This is a genomic window from Vibrio mimicus CAIM 602, from assembly GCF_000338875.1.
In the GTDB taxonomy this organism is placed as follows: Bacteria; Pseudomonadota; Gammaproteobacteria; order Enterobacterales; family Vibrionaceae; genus Vibrio; species Vibrio mimicus.
This window is the reverse complement of sequence record NZ_AOMO01000044.1, coordinates 65,738-83,056: the sequence shown is the minus strand read 5'-3', so window position 1 is coordinate 83,056 and position 17,319 is coordinate 65,738. Positions and strand designations below refer to the sequence as shown.

At 47.0% G+C, this 17,319-nt stretch carries 14 protein-coding genes, 1 tRNA gene and 1 pseudogene; 9 read left to right on the top strand and 7 right to left on the bottom strand.

Features of this window, described 5'->3' with window-relative positions; all coding sequences use genetic code 11:
- Positions 1–226: 226 nt before the first annotated feature.
- From D908_RS05985 to D908_RS05995, 3 genes are all read right to left on the bottom strand, one after another.
- Positions 227–300: transfer RNA gene (locus D908_RS05985), tRNA-Cys, on the bottom strand.
- Between the two features lie 167 nt (positions 301–467).
- The gene (gene viaA, locus D908_RS05990) at positions 468–1,913 is read right to left on the bottom strand and encodes an ATPase RavA stimulator ViaA (RefSeq protein ID WP_005525670.1); all 1,446 of its coding nucleotides are present in this window, start codon (positions 1,911–1,913) and stop codon (positions 468–470) included.
- Positions 1,914–1,921: 8 nt separating this feature from the next.
- Positions 1,922–3,580: an ATPase RavA domain-containing protein gene (locus tag D908_RS05995; RefSeq protein WP_005525667.1), complete on the bottom strand. Its 1,659-nt coding sequence runs from the start codon at positions 3,578–3,580 to the stop codon at positions 1,922–1,924.
- A gap of 303 nt (positions 3,581–3,883) precedes the next feature.
- On the opposite strand from D908_RS05995, the gene D908_RS06000 reads away from it, so the two are divergent.
- From D908_RS06000 to D908_RS06015, 4 genes are all read left to right on the top strand, one after another.
- Positions 3,884–4,399, top strand: coding sequence for an NUDIX hydrolase (locus D908_RS06000; RefSeq protein WP_000034747.1), 516 nt, complete (start codon positions 3,884–3,886; stop codon positions 4,397–4,399).
- A gap of 8 nt (positions 4,400–4,407) precedes the next feature.
- A complete protein-coding gene (gene ltaE / locus D908_RS06005) occupies positions 4,408–5,415 on the top strand; it encodes a low-specificity L-threonine aldolase (protein WP_005525665.1) in 1,008 nt (335 codons plus the stop codon).
- A gap of 134 nt (positions 5,416–5,549) precedes the next feature.
- Entirely contained in the window at positions 5,550–5,858 is a 309-nt protein-coding gene (locus D908_RS06010; RefSeq protein WP_005525663.1) for a c-type cytochrome, read from the top strand.
- Positions 5,859–5,961: 103 nt separating this feature from the next.
- A complete protein-coding gene (locus D908_RS06015) occupies positions 5,962–6,702 on the top strand; it encodes a TetR/AcrR family transcriptional regulator (protein ID WP_005525662.1) in 741 nt (246 codons plus the stop codon).
- A gap of 72 nt (positions 6,703–6,774) precedes the next feature.
- Here D908_RS06015 and D908_RS06020 read toward each other — a convergent pair whose 3' ends face one another.
- Positions 6,775–8,043 (bottom strand): DEAD/DEAH box helicase, encoded by a 1,269-nt coding sequence (locus tag D908_RS06020; protein WP_005525660.1) that lies wholly within the window; start codon positions 8,041–8,043, stop codon positions 6,775–6,777.
- 37 nt (positions 8,044–8,080) lie between these two features.
- A complete protein-coding gene (locus D908_RS06025) occupies positions 8,081–8,662 on the bottom strand; it encodes an acyl carrier protein phosphodiesterase (protein ID WP_005525658.1) in 582 nt (193 codons plus the stop codon).
- A gap of 483 nt (positions 8,663–9,145) precedes the next feature.
- On the opposite strand from D908_RS06025, the gene D908_RS06035 reads away from it, so the two are divergent.
- Both D908_RS06035 and D908_RS06040 read left to right on the top strand, forming a co-directional pair.
- Positions 9,146–10,348, top strand: a complete 1,203-nt coding sequence (locus D908_RS06035) for an aromatic amino acid transport family protein (protein ID WP_005525655.1) — start codon at positions 9,146–9,148, stop codon at positions 10,346–10,348.
- 197 nt (positions 10,349–10,545) lie between these two features.
- Positions 10,546–11,967 (top strand): methyl-accepting chemotaxis protein, encoded by a 1,422-nt coding sequence (locus D908_RS06040; protein WP_005525653.1) that lies wholly within the window; start codon positions 10,546–10,548, stop codon positions 11,965–11,967.
- Positions 11,968–12,085: 118 nt separating this feature from the next.
- Here D908_RS06040 and galE read toward each other — a convergent pair whose 3' ends face one another.
- A complete protein-coding gene (gene galE, locus D908_RS06045; RefSeq protein ID WP_000866943.1) occupies positions 12,086–13,102 on the bottom strand; it encodes a UDP-glucose 4-epimerase GalE in 1,017 nt (338 codons plus the stop codon).
- Positions 13,103–13,432: 330 nt separating this feature from the next.
- Between galE and D908_RS06050 the strand changes: the two genes are divergently transcribed.
- Genes D908_RS06050 through D908_RS06060 form a run of 3 tightly spaced genes read left to right on the top strand, consistent with a single transcriptional unit; the run spans position 13,433 to position 15,820 of the window.
- Positions 13,433–14,173, top strand: coding sequence for a 5-oxoprolinase subunit PxpA (locus D908_RS06050; RefSeq protein WP_000044782.1), 741 nt, complete (start codon positions 13,433–13,435; stop codon positions 14,171–14,173).
- A gap of 3 nt (positions 14,174–14,176) precedes the next feature.
- Positions 14,177–14,881 carry a 5-oxoprolinase subunit PxpB gene (gene pxpB / locus D908_RS06055; RefSeq protein ID WP_005525650.1) on the top strand — a complete coding sequence of 235 codons (705 nt, stop codon included), beginning with the start codon at positions 14,177–14,179 and terminating at the stop codon, positions 14,879–14,881.
- A 9-nt stretch (positions 14,882–14,890) separates the two neighbouring features.
- On the top strand, positions 14,891–15,820 hold the full coding sequence (locus D908_RS06060) for a 5-oxoprolinase subunit C family protein (protein WP_005525648.1): 930 nt from the start codon (positions 14,891–14,893) through the stop codon (positions 15,818–15,820).
- 33 nt (positions 15,821–15,853) lie between these two features.
- On the opposite strand, the pseudogene D908_RS06065 reads toward D908_RS06060, so the two are convergent.
- Positions 15,854–17,288: pseudogene (locus tag D908_RS06065) on the bottom strand (FAD-dependent oxidoreductase).
- Positions 17,289–17,319 lie beyond the last annotated feature (31 nt).

The window sequence follows — 17,319 nt, the reverse complement described above, 5'->3', positions numbered from 1 at the left end:
TGCAATAAAAATGTATAAAATCAAAAACAACTGACTATTTGTATAAAAAAACGCCATAAGAATAGCAAGAATGACTGGTTAAACCACAAAACTATGCATAAATCGTGATAGGGGGAGTAAAAAGTCAGGTATGGAGAGGTTGAGTAACGGAAGCTGCCTCAATGGCAGAAAACAGACGTAAAAAAACCAGCTCATGGCTGGCTTAGTTTCTGACTTCATAAAAGAATGGAGGCGCGTCCCGGAGTCGAACCGAGGTCCACGGATTTGCAATCCGCTGCATGGCCACTCTGCCAACGCGCCTCTGAAGTCAAACAAGGTGGTCTCCCTTGCTGCTTTCGCTGCGTACTTTACGGATTATGCGAGCTGAGTCAAACAAAAAAACGAAATCATGGTTCATTTGCTGAGAATTACAACGATTTGTTTAACTAACATGCGTAATGCAGCGGAACACCACAGATTACTCCCGGTTACCACTTCTTCATTAAGCGTCCTACCAAGCTTGGGTGATAGCTCCAGCAGTGATCAAACATACTCATCAACTGTGGGTTGCCATATTTCGATAAACTAATGGCATGAAAACGGTTTTTGCGCGCTTTGAGTTCTTCCACTTTCGCAAGTAGCTCATCACTCTGCTTTGGTGCGATAAAGTCCGACATCACAACCAAATCACCGTTGCGGTATTTATCGCTACTCATTAATTCAATCGATTTGAGGATCACCGGCTCAAAGTCCGTACCACCGTGGAAGGAGTAGCTGAGAAAATCGCTCGCTTCGCGCAATCCATCTTGGCGAGTTAATTCATAGGTAATGAACTCGGAAGAGAAAAGCATAACGTAGCAATCGCGATCCTCTGCGAGTGCAATTTGCATCAGTGCATAAGCCATGGCTTTGGCTGATTGCTCAGGAAAACCACTCATTGACCCAGAGGCATCCACACAAATCACGAATGGCCCTTTTTCAATGTCGATCTGCTTGTTGTCAGGACGATGCGCCCGAACTTTACGCAGCGTGCGTGATTTACCTTGCATGCGGTAGTTCATTAAGCGCTTGTCGACCAGATGCTTATAGAACACCACTTCAAGTTCCGGATAAGCCAAAAACATGGTTTCGTTAGGCAAGAGTTTATTCAGATCGTCGCTTTCATGAATACCAACAATATCATCGGTCGCTTCATCAGAGCGCTCTTCGACCATTTGCAACTCTTCTGCAGGAGCGCGGTTAAGGTCAGGATCATTGACTTGCCCTGCCATGCGACCAAGCTGCTCGGCGATCTCCTGCATCCCTTTGTGTTTTTTAAGGAACTCGGCATAACGTTTCATCACCGTGAGATCATTGCGGCTTAGCTTTGCTGCCGCCATATCCCATAAGCGCCCAACAATGGCTTCATCACCCGCTTCCGTCACTTTATCCATATTGCGCATGGTTTCCATACGTTGATAAAGATCAGCAAGCATGCGCTCTTTGTTGGCCGTTAGCTCCAACAATTGTGCTTTACGAATGGCATCAGAAAGCGATTTATACCATTGGTCACAAAAGAAATGGGGAAACATGGGATTATGGTGCAGCTTTTCTTTTTCGAGCAGTCGGCGAGCTTCCAAGTAAAATGCCGAATCCCATTCGAGCTTTTTCACGACTTCAGGAACTTGTTCAAAGAAGGTCGCTTCATCCCAGTGGATCACTTCTTGATAGAGCGCGAGTTCACGTTGAAAACGCTCGGTTTCGCACACCTTGGTCATGCGACGTCGCACATTGCTGCGCCATTTTAGAAGATGGTTTTTTACCGAGGTTCCTACACCTCGGTTTTCAGCCATCATCATCACCTGCGATCGCGCCACCAAATCGTTGACAGCCGTATCAATCAGACCCGATTCAGCAATACTTATCACCAGATTGAGAGCGTCAGCTCCTAACATAAAAATCCTTAGGCGAAAAATTGGTTGAGATTGCGAATACGCATCACGCTACGCACACATTCAATTTGGGAAGATTCCAAATGCTGCTGCAGTGTGTGCAATGTTGCTTCCATCGCGGTTGGAAGCTCTGGATCAATAAAGCTGTGTGGCAAAGCATCATGGAATTTCAGTCGCACTTTACGCAAATGATGCTCAGCGTGAGTCAGTTGCGCCATCGCCTGATTCGCTTTCGTCACCCAATTTTGATAAAGCGTTTCCTCTAAACCTTGTTTGGTCACCATAGCCACCAATACAGATCGGTTGGCGATGTCTTTAATCACAAGATTATTGCTGGCATCGAGATCAAAACGCAGACGACATAGGTTGGTGTTTTGGTTCACGTAGCCATAGGCTTCACCATGACCTTCTTTAATCACGCGTTCCAACTCACTTTTTTGTACATAGATCCAACGGCTATCGCCCTTTTCGCCTTCAGAAACCGACATATTGCTTTGCAGCAACACCAGTTTGATCAGATCTGGGGTCATTCCCACCTTGTAGATTTTGGCATCGGATAGATCATACTGATGATGAACCTGTTTTTTGATTAAGCCATTGGACGTTTCAAGTGACAGAACCATAGCGAACTCAGATTCCAACTCTTCCTGAATTTGGGCAAGTTCAAGTCGGCACACATCTAACTGCTGTTCTACTTCAGCTTGATCAAACGCGTAGCGTAATGCAAATTCGCGAATCACCTCATGCACCACTTCGTGTGACTCCGGCGTATTCCACAGACAGTTTTGCAACAGCAGCAGATCAAGAGGGTTTATCTCATCACGGCCGTTAAAGAATGCGCTGGCTTTCAATAGTTTGGCAGCCTTTTTCCAACGACGGTCAGAGACGTACATCTCTAAGTCGGAGCCTGCACTCTCTTTTGAGCGCTCCTCAACCATGGTTTTCAACTGGTAAAGTTTTTCAAACACATCATCGGTTAACTCAAGCTTGTCGAGTTGCTTCTGCCACTGATGATACTCTTCATCGGTAATTGCCAGCCCAGCAGGAATTTGGGCTTCTTGCGCGGTGCCAACGGTCAACATGGATTTGAAATTTTGCTTGTTCTGAATTCGGTTAACGAATATGCGCACCAACATACGGTCATAAAGTGCTTCAAGTCCGCTATCCTCATCTGGTAATTCGTTGGAAGCCGTCACCAGCAAACGCATCGGAACAGCTTCAATCTCACTGCCGTTTTTGAAGGTTTTTTCGTTCACGACCGTCAATAAGGTATTCAGAATTGCAGGGCCCGCTTTCCAAATTTCATCTAAGAAAACCACTTGTGCAGTTGGCAAGTAGCCTTTGGTTAAGCGCACATATCGGCCGTTATCTTTCAACTCTTGAATGCTCAGAGGCCCGAAGACTTCTTCAGGCGTTGAAAAGCGAGTCATCAGATATTCAAAGTAGCTGCTGTTGTCGAATGCTTGGATTAAACGTTTCGCGATTAAACTTTTGGCGATCCCCGGAGGGCCAAGCAAGAACACGCTCTCGCCCGCTAACGCCGTTAGCAAACAGAGTTTGATGGTATTTTCTCGCTCATACACACCATCAGAGAGCGCTCTGGCCAGCTTATTAATTCGCTCTGAAAGCAGAGCTTTTTGCGCGTGAGAGCCAGTGGTCGGTTGCAGCATCTCTTCATTCCTCGGACAAGAATCCCTGTGGGGCAAAATGGGGTTAAATTGATTTAACAAACAGTTACTTTATACAGTTGTTGTTGAATTGTTACAAAGTGTATTTTTTGTTTTGCGCACCCTTATAACAGATCTCATTTCACTGAAACAATCGGTAATCATTGATTGCACATTTCGTGGCTCAACTTCTCACCAACTCCACACAATACCGCTCAAAAAGTGTAATTTATTCTTGGGGATGCCGCTTAACGTGAGTTAAGGTAACTCCTTCATGACTACCCTTCGGTTTACAAGAAACATCCCATGAGCAAAATCATCCATCAATGGAAAAGCATCGCGCTGGTCGAGGAAGAGGTTTTGCTTCCTAACGGCCACTCAGTTACCCATACCACCATCGCTCATCCCGGCGCAGCCGTTATTCTGCCACTCACTGAACAAGGTGAAATTGTGGTTATTCGCCAATTTCGACCTTCACTCAAAAAATGGTTGATTGAGTTGCCCGCTGGCACCATAGAACACGATGAACCCCCTTTAGCTTGCGCGCAGCGTGAGTTGGAAGAAGAAACCGGGTTCAGTGCCAACCAATTTTTTGATTTAGGCCAAGTGACTCCTTTAGCTGGATTCTGTGATGAAATTCAATACCTTTTTGTGGCTAAGGATCTGAGCAAAACTGCCCGCTATTCTTGCGATGAGGACGAAGTGATAGAAGTCCTGTTTCTTACCTCACAAGAATTGGAACGCAAAATTGTCGAAGGCGAAATCACCGATTCCAAGACCATTGCTTGTTTAAGTAAAGCCAAACTTTGCGGATATTTGTAGGAGAAAAAATGGACTTTCGATCTGATACAGTGACTCAACCCACCGAAGCTATGCGCCTTGCGATGGCGCAAGCCTCTGTCGGCGATGATGTGTATGGTGATGACCCAACCGTTAATGAGTTAGAGCAATGGGCAGCCGAACGCCACGGCTTTGAAGCCGCCTTATTTACCACCTCGGGCACTCAAGCCAACTTATTGGGCTTGCTCGCGCATTGTGAGCGTGGCGATGAATATTTGTGTGGTCAGCAAGCGCACAACTATCGTTATGAAGCTGGTGGCGCGGCGGTATTGGGTTCAATCCAGCCTCAGCCCATTGAAAACGAGCCGGATGGCACACTGGATTTCGCTAAACTCAAAGCGGCTATCAAACCTGACGACGCGCATTTTGCTCGCACCAAACTGCTTAGCTTAGAAAACACCATTAATGGCAAAGTGCTCCCTCTCAGCTATTTGGCGGAGGCGCGTGAATTCGTCAACCAACATGGATTGCAACTGCACCTCGACGGCGCTCGTGTTTACAACGCGGCAGTCGCGCTGGATGTGGATATCAAAGAGATCGCGCAATACTTTGATTCAATGACCGTTTGCTTGTCCAAAGGCTTGGCGGCTCCTGTCGGCTCACTGTTACTCGGTTCAAATGCATTTATTGCAAGAGCAAGACGTTGGCGCAAAATGGTCGGCGGTGGTATGCGTCAAGCTGGCATTCTGGCAGCAGCCGGTAAACTAGCGCTGACAGAACAAGTGGCTCAACTCAAAATCGATCATGAAAATGCTCGTTACCTAGCTCAAGGCCTGAATGAATTACCCGGATTCTCCGTCAATACCGAGTGGGTACAAACCAATATTGTGTTTGCCAAGCTGGACAGTCATGTGGATATCACCGCGATTGCAGCACGTTTACGTCAAGAAGGCATTATTATCACTCAGGGGAATCCATTGCGCTTAGTTACGCACAAAGACATTACGCGTGAGAATATTGATACCCTCTTGTCAAAACTCCAAGCTCTACTGGCCTAATTCGCCCCCTCAGCTAATCGACTTACAAATAATAGGCTCGCAAAAGTGCGAGCCTATTATAATTCTTATCGTTGAGCTTCCCCTTAGGGAAAGCTTTATACTGCGTTCAACTTACAACAGCTTGGAACCAGACAATGCGTCACTATTTCTCTTTGCTTTGCTTATCTCTCTTATCCATCAATGCCTTTGCCAGTGGCGATCCCGTGCTCGGACAGCAAAAAGCGCCAAGCTGCGTGTTTTGCCATGGCAGCGACGGCATAGCGACGCAACCCAGCTATCCTAATCTCAATGGCTTAAGTGCAGAGTATTTGTTTAAGTCGATGAAAGCTTATCAGAATGGTGAAAGAACCGGCCCAATGGCAGAAATGATGAAGGCACAGCTACAACGGTTGAATGACCAAGATTTGCGCGACGTTGCTGCTTTTTACGCCTCCAAACCTTGAATTTTCTTCGCTGAAGTTGCTTTTGTGCGAAATGGCGATGAAAAATCGCTGCAGATCTGGTAAATACTGGGGCGTTTCAGTGGCTGCTAAACATTAGGTTGACATGATTGAAAAAAAACAAGGGCGCCGCAGTGCACATGACGCCCAAAAAACGCGTTACCACATCATCACAATAGCTGCAGAGTTATTCTGTGAGCTGGGGTATTCCCGCGTGTCTCTTCGCCATATCAGTGAAAAAGCTGGGGTATCACATAGTCTGATCCGCCACCATTTCGGCAGCAAAGAAAAAATTTGGCACAGCATCAGCGATGGCTTACATGCTTACATCATTCGCTATATGCAGACGGTACTGGAGGCGATTCCTGCAGAAACTCCCGTCAACGTAAAACTGTATTACTTTGTTATGCGCCTTTTGGCGCATGGCTTGATCATTAAGCAGCCCATTCAGTTGATTGCTGATGCGGTGCGACAAGAAGATGCACTGTTTGACTATTTTCTTGATACATCAGGGGAAGTAGAAACGTTCGTGGAATCGCTTGCCAACGAATATAACCGTCAGCATCCGGAATCGCCGATCCATCTGTGGGAAATCAAATGGCAATTGATCATGTACACCCATGGTGCAGCCAGCTTAACGCCTTTTATGCGTGCGACTTGGGCACCAGAGGTCGAAGATTTAGCTACGTGTTTACTCAATCATTGGCGGCTGTTTAACTCACTGATGATTGAAAAATTCCACGTTGCCAAGCCATACATCATGCAACCCTCTTCTGTCGATGAACTGGTGTATACACTCAATTGTGACTGGCGAGATTTCTATAAAGAAACTGACGAATGGGATTAAAAAGAAAGGCGCGATGCCCTTCCAACCTCGAAGTTAAGGTTGGGAGGATACCGCGCCTTCTATTTTATTGTTCTAACGTGCTTTTTTACCGCGCTGCGCATGGATTTTCAATTGCGCTTTCATCTTGCGTTTTTCTGCTGAGCGGCCACTAGAACGACGTGGTGAATTTTCCTCACGCACTACCGGGCTTGGTTCAAAACCTGTCAACCATTCTTGAGGAAGACGCGTATTTAGCAAGCGCTCAATCGCTTCGAGTTGCGGCTCTTCATCATGTGACAGTAGAGAAACGGCTAAGCCGGCTAAACCTGCACGGCCAGTACGCCCGATACGGTGCACATAATCTTCCGCTTTAAACGGCATGTCAAAGTTCACCACTTGCTCAAGCTGGGCAATGTCTAACCCACGCGCCGCCACATCGGTGGCAATCAAAGCACGTACTTTACCCGCTTTGAAGTCATCCAGTGCTTTTTGGCGTGCACCTTGGCTTTTATCGCCGTTAATCGAAACCGCTTTGATGCCATCCAGCTTGAGTTCTTCAGCAAGCGCATCGCTGCCTTGACGAGTTTTAGTAAACACCAAGACTTGCTGCCAGTTTTTAGAGCCAATCAAATAAGACAACAGTTCGCGCTTACGCTTTTTATCCACCGGATAAACCATCTGTTGAACCGTTTCTGCCGTGGAATTCGATGGCGTCACTTGCACTTCGACCGGATCACGCATAATGCGATAAGCCACGGCTTTGATTTTGCTATCGAAAGTTGCGGAGAAAAACAGCGTTTGGCGCAGTGGCGATAAACGACGCAATACACGCTGGAGATCTGGCATAAAGCCCATGTCGAGCATGCGATCCGCTTCATCAAGCACCAAAACTTCAACTTTGCCCAAAAATAGAGATTTCACATGGGCGTGATCGAGCAAACGCCCCGGTGTCGCAATCAAAATATCCACACCACCACGCAAATGATTAAGCTGAACCTTCATACTCGTGCCACCATAAACGGCCACGATCTTAAGCTCAGTCCCCTTTGCATAGGCTTGCATGCTATCCAACACTTGCTGGGCTAACTCACGAGTTGGCACTAGCACTAACGCGCGGATCTCTTTGCTGTTCTCTTCCCGCACCCAAGGCTGTTCAATAAATCGCTGGATCAAGGGCAGACCAAATGCTGCCGTTTTTCCCGTTCCGGTTTGCGCACCTGCCAACACATCTTTTCCTTGCAAGACATGCGGAATTGCTTGTTGTTGGATCAGTGTGGGATTGACGATACCCAGATCGCTCAACGTATTCAGCAAATGAGGATCTAAGCCGAGTTGCGAAAAAGTGATGGGGGTTTCTGACATGTCGCGTACCTAATGAACTTTTGGGGCGCGGATTGTATCAAAGTGTACGGCGTTTGGCTTTCTCTAAAACATCAGGATAAAGCGCATCAAACAGCGCTTGTAACTCAGTGTAATTTTCCTCAAGTGCCGCTGCGCTACGAGCCAACGGCTGCATCCGCTCACTGCGCTGAGCCATTCGGCTAAGCGCATAACGAATATTGGCAAACTCTGCATAAGACTCAAGCCATTCACCTTGCCACATGGCTTGGTTAACGCGTACAAAACGTTCAGGTAGCGCCTGTGTGCTTTCTGCGGTAATGTCCTGTTGTGCGTGACTCAGAAATTGTGCTAGAGACTCAGCATGCCATCTCGACCAAGTATTGACTAAGCAGTGATCCCAAAACAGATCCAAAGCAATCGGAGCAAAGCGTTGCTGTGGTGAAGGAAATAAGTGTTTAGCGGTTTTCATCACTGAGTGGCTATCGGTGTATGCATCAACCCAGCGATGTAAACGGATACCTTGCACCAAATTCTGCGGATACTGATTTGTCGGATCACCTTTGACAAAATCACCCAGCAAATTGCCTAACAGGCTACTTTGGCAGTGATGGGCTATATGCAGATGGGCAAGAAAATTCATGTGAAATGTGACATTCAGCGTTTATACCGAAATGGGATGATTAGGCAGGTGAAACGTCTGACGACTCTTGTTCTTCAGCTTGGTAATCGCTCAGCGTAAAACCAATCTCCATCGCATCAAGTAGCTCTAGACATTCATCATTATGACTGTGGTCACTCATGGTTGACCTCCTTAGTTAACTCTTTTCTTTATCCTTTTAACCGTTCCTGATGAACTAATTATGACAAGCCCTTTCAGAAACGCCATTAAGGTTTACCACAGCTCGCCTCAAAGTAACAAGATTTCTTTCTATTGATATTTCAGAGCCCCAACGCATGTAAATTATTAATTACACTTTCGGATTTAAATTTTTACAAACAGATTGACGCAAATCGAAACGTTCTACAGAATAGCCAAAATCTAGCGAAACAAGATTAATTGCTGATTAAATTTCGCACAAACCACTAAACGCAACATCACATAACGTAAAAAAGAGTTTACACAATGGCACAATCAAAGCTTTTAGGCAGTACTTTGATTATCGCGGGCACCACGATTGGTGCAGGAATGCTAGCTCTGCCTCTAGCTTCCGCAGGTATCGGTTTCTCTACATCGCTGATCATTATGCTGGGCTTGTGGATGCTGATGGCATTTACCGCGCTGCTGATGGTGGAAATTCACCAGTACGCAGAGAAAGAAGCCACATTGCACACACTTGCTAAACAAATCTTAGGTGATAAAGGCAAGTGGGTTGCCAGCTTTGCCATGTTATTCCTGTTTTACTCATTATGTGCGGCCTACATTGCGGGTGGTGGTGCGCAATTTACCCAACGTATTTCTGATTTCACTGGCGTTGCTGTAGAAAGCTCTAGCGGTACTCTGCTGTTTACCCTGATTGTCGCCTTAGTCGTTACCATTGGTACTGGCACCGTGGATCGCGTAAACCGCGTTTTGTTTGCAGGAAAAATGATTGCGATGGTAGCAGTGCTGTTCTTCCTCGCTCCTAATGTTTCCCACTCTTACCTGCTGAGTATGCCGATTGAGCAAGGTTTGGTGGTTGCGGCAATTCCGGTTATTTTCACGTCGTTTGGTTTCCACGGCAGCATTCCTGCCATTGTGAATTACTTGGATGGCGATACCCCTGCCCTGCGCAAAGCAATTCTCATTGGTTCTGCGATTCCACTCGTGATCTACATTTTCTGGCAACTGGTGACACTCGGTGTGGTAAGCCAATCAGCCTTACTCGACAACATGGGTTTAACCGCGCTGATCGGTGTGCTATCAACCACAGTTCATCAATCCAACCTAAGTAACATCATTGGAGTGTTCGCGGATCTGGCTCTGCTGACTTCCTTTTTAGGCGTAAGCTTGGGTTTGTTTGAATTTATGGGTGATTCTCTACGTAACAAGCAAGGCAAAATGAACCGCCCACTGGCTTCTGTAGTGACCTTTTTACCACCGCTGATTTTTGCGCTGTTCTACCCACAAGGTTTTATTATGGCGCTGGGTTACGCGGCGATTGCCCTTGCGATTCTGGCCATCTTTTTACCTTTGGTGATGGTAGTTAAAGTACGTACTCAAGCCACCAACCAACATTACCAAGTGATGGGTGGTAATATCGCACTAATGGTGACTGGATTGATTGGATTTTTGATCATCGGTGCACAAATCTTTATTACCTTAGGTGTGCTACCTGCACTGGGTTAATTGAAAAATCCGAACCTCTTTAACAGGGCGAATAGTGATTTATTCGCCCTGTTTTTATGCAATAAAATTACTTGATTGAAGTCTCAATATTTAAATTACCAGACATACATTTATCATTTTTACTCGACTGAAATCTCGTTTTTATAAGTTAAATAAGATTAACTTGTGCCTGCAAATTTTGTCATGCAGGAACCACCATGAAAGAAGTTCAATTCAGGACGATTGACCGAGTCTTTATCCGCATGTCGATCAACGACAAAATGTGGGTGATTTTTTTACTGTTTTTAACCGCTATCACCGCTATTGCTGGAGCGCGTTATTGGCATACTCTAGCCAGTATTGAGCAACAATCCCGATTAGCGGTGGAATACAAATTACAGGGGTTACTCAACCATCCCGATCCAACTCAACTTTCGATGTTAAAAGCACAAAACCGTTTGAGTGAGACAACCTATGCTCAGGGGATGGTCACTGCCAGCGCGACCAGTCCAAACGGCCAAATTTACGCCTATAGTGAACCAATGAAGCAATATGAGCAGCCCGCTCGCGAACAAGCGTTATCCTCCTTTTTACTGACTTACCTTTGGGCGATTCCTTTTGCGATTTTTACTTATTGGGTTGCAACTTTCATCGGCGGCGCACTTTGGGTGCTCTACACCACTACACAGAAAATTGCTGAAGGCGATCTGACTTCACGACTTGGCTTTCATCCGGGACGTGATGAGTTTGGCACCATTGGTTGCGCTCTGGATAAGGCGATGGATACACTGTCAGAACTCATTGTGGCAGTAAAACAAAACAGTGCGACGCTAAGTGATACGGCCAATACTTTTGCTCACGAAGTGAAAGAATCCGAAATTCAGATCCAGAATCAATACAGTTCTCTCGATTCCGTTGCTACCGCGATGGAGCAGATGACAGCCTCTTCGGCAGAGGTTTCAAGCACCTCGCAACGTGCGACCGATCAAACCGAACAAGACACTCAACAAGTTGAACGCAGCCAGCAGCGCGTGAAGAAAGCCATTCAGGATATTGAGCAGTTATCACGCTATATTGCGCAGGCGTCATCCTCCGTTGAAACTCTCAATACCAATGCTACGCAAATCAATGCGGTGATCACCACCATTAATGCGATTTCGGAACAGACCAACTTGTTAGCGCTCAACGCCGCAATTGAAGCCGCTCGAGCGGGCGAACAAGGCCGAGGCTTCGCCGTGGTTGCTGATGAAGTGCGCACTTTGGCAAGCCGTACGCAAGCCGCAACGGTAGAAATTCAGGCGATGATCGAAAAGCTGCAGGTGGAAAGCCAAAACATTGCCAAACTGACTGAGCAAACTGTCAGCCAAGCACACACCAGCAGCCAATTAGTGAGTGAAGTGGGTAACGATGTACAAGCCATCGCTCATTCTGCGCAGTTGATTAACGATCTCAGCGTGCAAATTTCCACCTCAGCGAGCGAACAAAGCTCAGTAGCCAGCGGAATTTCTTCGGAGCTGAGTGATATTCGTAGCCAATCCAACACCCTACGCCGTGTCGCGCAACAAACCTCTCAAGGAGTGAGTGAGATCACTCAAGCAACACGTAACTTAGGCGATATTTTGTCTCGTTACCGCACTTAACTGTTCATCCGTGTTGGAGCATCGGCTCTAAGGAATGAAAGTTATAAAAAAGCAAACGCCCATCGGAATGATGGGCGTTTTCGTATCAAATATCGATTTGATGAACAATCTTAGGCGCTTACGCTTCAGGATAACCTTGCGGGTTATTTGACTGCCAACGCCAAGTATCTTGAGTCATCTCATCTAGAGTACGAGTTGCTTTCCAGCCAAGATCTTGTGCAGCTTTACTTGGGTCTGCCCAGCACTCAGCAATGTCACCAGGGCGACGATCTACAATACGGTAAGGCACTTCACAGCCAGAGGCAGCTTCAAACGCTTTCACCATTTCTAAAACGCTGTAACCATTACCTGTACCTAGGTTGTAAATATGCAAACCTGCTTGTGAACCTACCTTTTCCAGCGCAGCGATATGGCCATCAGCCAGATCCATCACATGGATATAATCACGCACACCCGTACCATCTTTGGTTGGGTAATCACTACCAAACACCGATAGAAACTCACGGCGACCCACTGCCACTTGTGAGACAAACGGCATCAGGTTATTTGGGATGCCTTGTGGATCTTCGCCAAGCTCGCCTGATGGGTGAGAGCCAACTGGGTTAAAGTAACGCAGTAGCGTAATACTCCAATCTGGATTGGCTTTTTGGAAGTCGGTTAAACACTCTTCTACCATCAACTTGCTGCGGCCGTATGGGTTAGTCGCACTGGTTGGGAAGGATTCAGTAATTGGCACCGATGCAGGATCGCCATACACAGTCGCCGATGAACTGAACACCAGCGATTTCACGCCGGCTTCACGCATTGCGGCCACCAGTACTAAAGTACCGTTGACGTTGTTGTCATAATACTCGAGTGGTTTTTGTACCGATTCACCCACCGCCTTCAAGCCAGCAAAATGTACAACTGCTTCAATTTGGTGTTGTTTCATCAGCTCAACCAGCAAAGCTTGATCACGAATATCGCCCTGCACAAACAGAGGACGAACACCGGCCACTTTTTCAATCCGTCCAAGAACGGTGGATTTGCTGTTATACAAATTATCTAGGATCACTGGGGTCATACCCGCTTGGATCATCTGAATACAGGTGTGACTACCTATATATCCCATGCCACCTGTAACTAATACTTTCATTCCTAGCCTCCTTGATGTTTTCGGCGATTGTAACGGCTTTTTAGCGTTCGCCAAAGCATTGATGCTTCTGGATTTACAGAATAGCTCGCACTATACCTTAATAAATTGCGTCGAATCTGAGATCCAGACTTCAGTTTCTAGAAACATCGTTTCATTTTTAAAATAACTTGTCATGCCATGTATCGTTCAAAAAAGAAACCAATGCTATTTTCCGTTCTCACTGGATGACATTCACACACGCAAATTTAGTCACTCAAAAGCAAATTCGGCTGACGAATTCGTGCTTTTTCGCTACCTTAACGAACAGAATTGACAAAAGGATGTACGACAGTGAGCAAACGGACGATTCAACTCAATTGCGATATGGGTGAAAGCTTCGGAATTTGGACTATGGGAGCCGATGAGGACGTGATGCCTTGGATTGACATGGCCAATATCGCTTGCGGTTTTCACGCCTCTGATCCCCATGTCATGAGTCGTACCATAGATCTCGCGCTTGAACACCAAGTCATGATTGGTGCTCATCCTAGCTACCCTGATTTGCAAGGTTTTGGTCGTCGGTCGCTGGCAATGAGCGAACAAGAAATCAGTGAAATCATTCTTTATCAGGTTGGGGCACTGAAAGCACTGTGTGAAAGTAAAAATGGTCATTTGAGTTATGTGAAACCTCATGGTGCGCTGTATAACGACATGATGAGCGATCCCAGTATCTTTCGTGCGGTGGTCGATGCGGTTTCCTGTTTTAATTTGCCCTTGATGGTACTCGCCTCTGCCAACAACCAAGACTATCTCGATATTGCTGACCGCTTTGATGTACCGCTGCTGTTTGAAGCCTTTGCCGATCGTACTTATCTCGCGAATGGAAAACTGACACCACGCTCGCAGCCCAATGCTGTTCTAACGACTGATGAAGATATTTTGAGCCAGGTCCGGCAAATCGCTCGCTACGGTAAAGTCACCAGTTCCGATGGTTTTGTGATTCCGATTGAAGCCGATACCTTATGTGTACACGGAGATAATCCAAACTCGATTGCTTTGATCGCGCGAATTCGTGCTGCCTTGGATGAATAAAGCATGTCCATCACATTTGAGATTGAACCGATTGCCGAAGGCAGTTTGCTGGTGCGCTTTCAACACCCGGCCAATGCAACTTTAGCGATTCATATCGGCGAATGTGCTCGTGACATCATGCAGTGTTTTGCGCATGGACTGATGAATGTCACGCCTTCCTACACCACTTTGCTGATTGACTACCTTCCCTATCGTTTAGCACAAAACGATCTGATGGTTCAGTTGACTTCCCTGCTAAACCAACCTCGCCAGGCAAATCAAACCAACGCAAATATCATTGAGTTGCCCGTTTACTACCATCCCGATGTGGGGCCAGATCTCATTCGCTATCAAGAGCAAGGGCTTTCGTTACAAGAGGTGATTCAATTACATACTTCTGTGAATTACACCGTATGCGCGATTGGTTTTGCGCCGGGTTTTCCCTTTATGACTGAAGTGGCTGAACCACTACGCCGACCTAGACGCGCCACGCCACGCCTGATGTTGCCTAAAGGCAGCGTTGGGATTGCCGAGAACCAGACCGCGATTTACCCCAATGCCTCACCGGGAGGTTGGAATATTATCGGTAACTGTCCGGTGAATTTGTTTAACCCTAACCAAACACCAATGTCACCGTGGCAAATTGGTTCTCAAGTGCAGTTTCGTTCTATTGAACGAGAGGAGTTTGTTCAGTTAGGCGGCGTCATTCAGCCACAACGTTTTCAGTAAGGAAGAAAGATGCAAGGGATGCTAAAAGTGCTCAAAGCTGGGCCAATGACCCTACTTCACGACTTGGGGCGTTATGGCTTCAGCCATTTGGGCATTAGCCCGTCAGGCCCCTTGGATGAATACGCTTACAGTTGGGCTAACCACTTGCTTGGCAATCAGGCCAATCAAGCGGCGTTGGAGATCACTTTAGGCCCCGCTGAATTTCGTTTACAGCACGATGCGCAGCTCGCAATCACAGGTGGCGATCTCAACGCGACTCTTGATGGTGTTCCCATTCCGAATTGGAGTCGCTTTTATGCACAGAAGGGGAAAATTCTGCGCTTTGGTTTGCCACGCAACGGACTCCGCGCTTATCTCGCGGTTCAGGGGGGATTTGCGATAACGCCGCAGCTTGGCTCAGTCTCGACTCACATTCGACAAGGTTTAGGCGGTTTGCACCAACAAGGGCAAGCGTTACGGCAAGGTGATGAGTTGGCCTTTGACTCCTTACAAATCGCCCTAAAATCAGCACAAATGACATTTCGTTTCCGCCCTGATTACAACTTACCTTTGCGGCTAAGAGTGATTGAGAGTTACCAACATAGTCAGTTTTCCCAATCGGCAATAGAGTGTTTTTATCACAACAAGTTTGTGGTGACGCCAAACAGTGATCGCATGGGTTACCGCTTGCAAGGTGAAAGCGTGACACCGCCAGAAAAGCCTATTTTGTCGGAAGGGATTGCCTTAGGTGCCATTCAAATTCCACCCAACGGACAACCGATCATTTTGCTTAATGATCGACAAACAATTGGTGGCTATCCCAAATTCGGTTGTGTGGCGAGAATTGATTTACCCCGTTTAGCTCAAGCTAAACCGGGGCATCCCGTACAGTTTGTCGCTGGCGATCTCGCAGGACTACAAGCGGTATGGTGTCGATGGGCGCGTTTTTTCGGTTACTGAGCTTGAGGTTACTGAACCTTTCTGATTACCGTTTTATAGCCCGTACACTTTGGCTAGTGCTGTGGGGTAACCACGCTCTTGGGTTAGTGTGATGGCATGCTGTTCAACCTGATCTGCCGTTAACGCCATGCTCAGCGGATGTTCGTTTTCGATGGAGAACGCCGTTTGAGTTGGCCTCAGTTGCCACACTTCCACCAACTGCCGAGCCGCACGCAATGCAGAAGATCCCTTCACCACTTCCAATCTCGCGTAGTGGTTAGCTTCAAAGCTGACATCAGCCGCGCGCAACGTCACATCATCACCGGGAATTTGCTGCGCCCCAAACAGTGGCGTTCCTGCGTATTCTGCATTGCCAAACGCAGGCACAAACCGGCTCATGTGTTCTATTGCCCGTTGGGTACGATCTTGTTGAGCGGCCATCGGCCAACCGCGCTCAATTTTATGCTGTAGGTAGCTCGGCAATTGAGGCTGCGCTGAATCAGCACTGGATGCCACTAGGCCATCAGAAAACAGTGTGATCGCCTCTGTCATTCCGTGCAATTGGAACGTTCCGTCCGCATAAGGCGTTAACTGCGCCATGCCATCGTCACTGCCACGTGGTCCATGGAAGATCACTTCTGGCCACCACTGATGGCAAGCGGGCCAATGGGTCACATATGCAGCCTTAAACTCCACCAAGCGTTGTCTGTGGTGGCTTGCCATATCGTCCACTTGTCCGGTTTCAAAGCCACAAGCATTGACCAGATAATCTACGGTCTGTGTATGGCGCTCACCTTGCGCATCCTGATAGGTTAACTGCCATTGGTTCTCTTGATACTGCGCATCAATAAGCTCAGTGCGTAGCATCACTTCACAATTTGGCAGTGCGGCAAGCGTGAGATCCACACTAGCAGCGAGACGAAATACACTCCAACCATACTCTTGCACCAACACTACTGGATATTTGAGTTGGTCTAAATCCGCATTTTGTGCAAAAGGAATGACCCAATCATCATCACTGCGTGGCGGGTTAGGCTGCACCGCTTGCGCAAGACGCTCTAAGTCTTCACGTTGATAAAGGCGGTAATAGTTTTCAACTTCACCCAATACTTTATTAGCCGGATCCTGTTCTACCATCTGCTGGTAAGCATTTTGAATGGTTGCCAATCGCGGCAAAATATCTTGTGGTTCACCCGGATCCGATTTTGGAATGGTGATAAGGGTTGGACGCACATTCAAGGTGTGTGGATAAAGACGAACGGTTTCAATCGATTGTTCAAGCAAATCAATACACTGCTGCTCAGAGATTTCTCGATAGGAGATTTCCCCCCGCATGCAAATGACAAATGGGTGGCCCATTGACTAAACCCGCGCCTTTTTCCATTAATAGCACATTCAGTCCAAGCTCACCCAAGTGAACGGCCGCGGTTGCACCAGCAATACCGCCACCTATGATAGCAATTCGGGGATCTTGAGATCTCAATGTCATATTTTACCTACAGTTACATCAAGGCGAAGAA

Coding starts and splice junctions, on each gene's coding strand:
- viaA (WP_005525670.1), bottom strand. CDS start 1,913: ATGTTAGGAGCTGACGCTCTCAATCTGGTGATAAGTATTGCTGAATCG.
- D908_RS05995 (WP_005525667.1), bottom strand. CDS start 3,580: ATGCTGCAACCGACCACTGGCTCTCACGCGCAAAAAGCTCTGCTTTCA.
- D908_RS06000 (WP_000034747.1), top strand. CDS start 3,884: ATGAGCAAAATCATCCATCAATGGAAAAGCATCGCGCTGGTCGAGGAA.
- ltaE (WP_005525665.1), top strand. CDS start 4,408: ATGGACTTTCGATCTGATACAGTGACTCAACCCACCGAAGCTATGCGC.
- D908_RS06010 (WP_005525663.1), top strand. CDS start 5,550: ATGCGTCACTATTTCTCTTTGCTTTGCTTATCTCTCTTATCCATCAAT.
- D908_RS06015 (WP_005525662.1), top strand. CDS start 5,962: ATGATTGAAAAAAAACAAGGGCGCCGCAGTGCACATGACGCCCAAAAA.
- D908_RS06020 (WP_005525660.1), bottom strand. CDS start 8,043: ATGTCAGAAACCCCCATCACTTTTTCGCAACTCGGCTTAGATCCTCAT.
- D908_RS06025 (WP_005525658.1), bottom strand. CDS start 8,662: ATGAATTTTCTTGCCCATCTGCATATAGCCCATCACTGCCAAAGTAGC.
- D908_RS06035 (WP_005525655.1), top strand. CDS start 9,146: ATGGCACAATCAAAGCTTTTAGGCAGTACTTTGATTATCGCGGGCACC.
- D908_RS06040 (WP_005525653.1), top strand. CDS start 10,546: ATGAAAGAAGTTCAATTCAGGACGATTGACCGAGTCTTTATCCGCATG.
- galE (WP_000866943.1), bottom strand. CDS start 13,102: ATGAAAGTATTAGTTACAGGTGGCATGGGATATATAGGTAGTCACACC.
- pxpB (WP_005525650.1), top strand. CDS start 14,177: ATGTCCATCACATTTGAGATTGAACCGATTGCCGAAGGCAGTTTGCTG.
- D908_RS06060 (WP_005525648.1), top strand. CDS start 14,891: ATGCAAGGGATGCTAAAAGTGCTCAAAGCTGGGCCAATGACCCTACTT.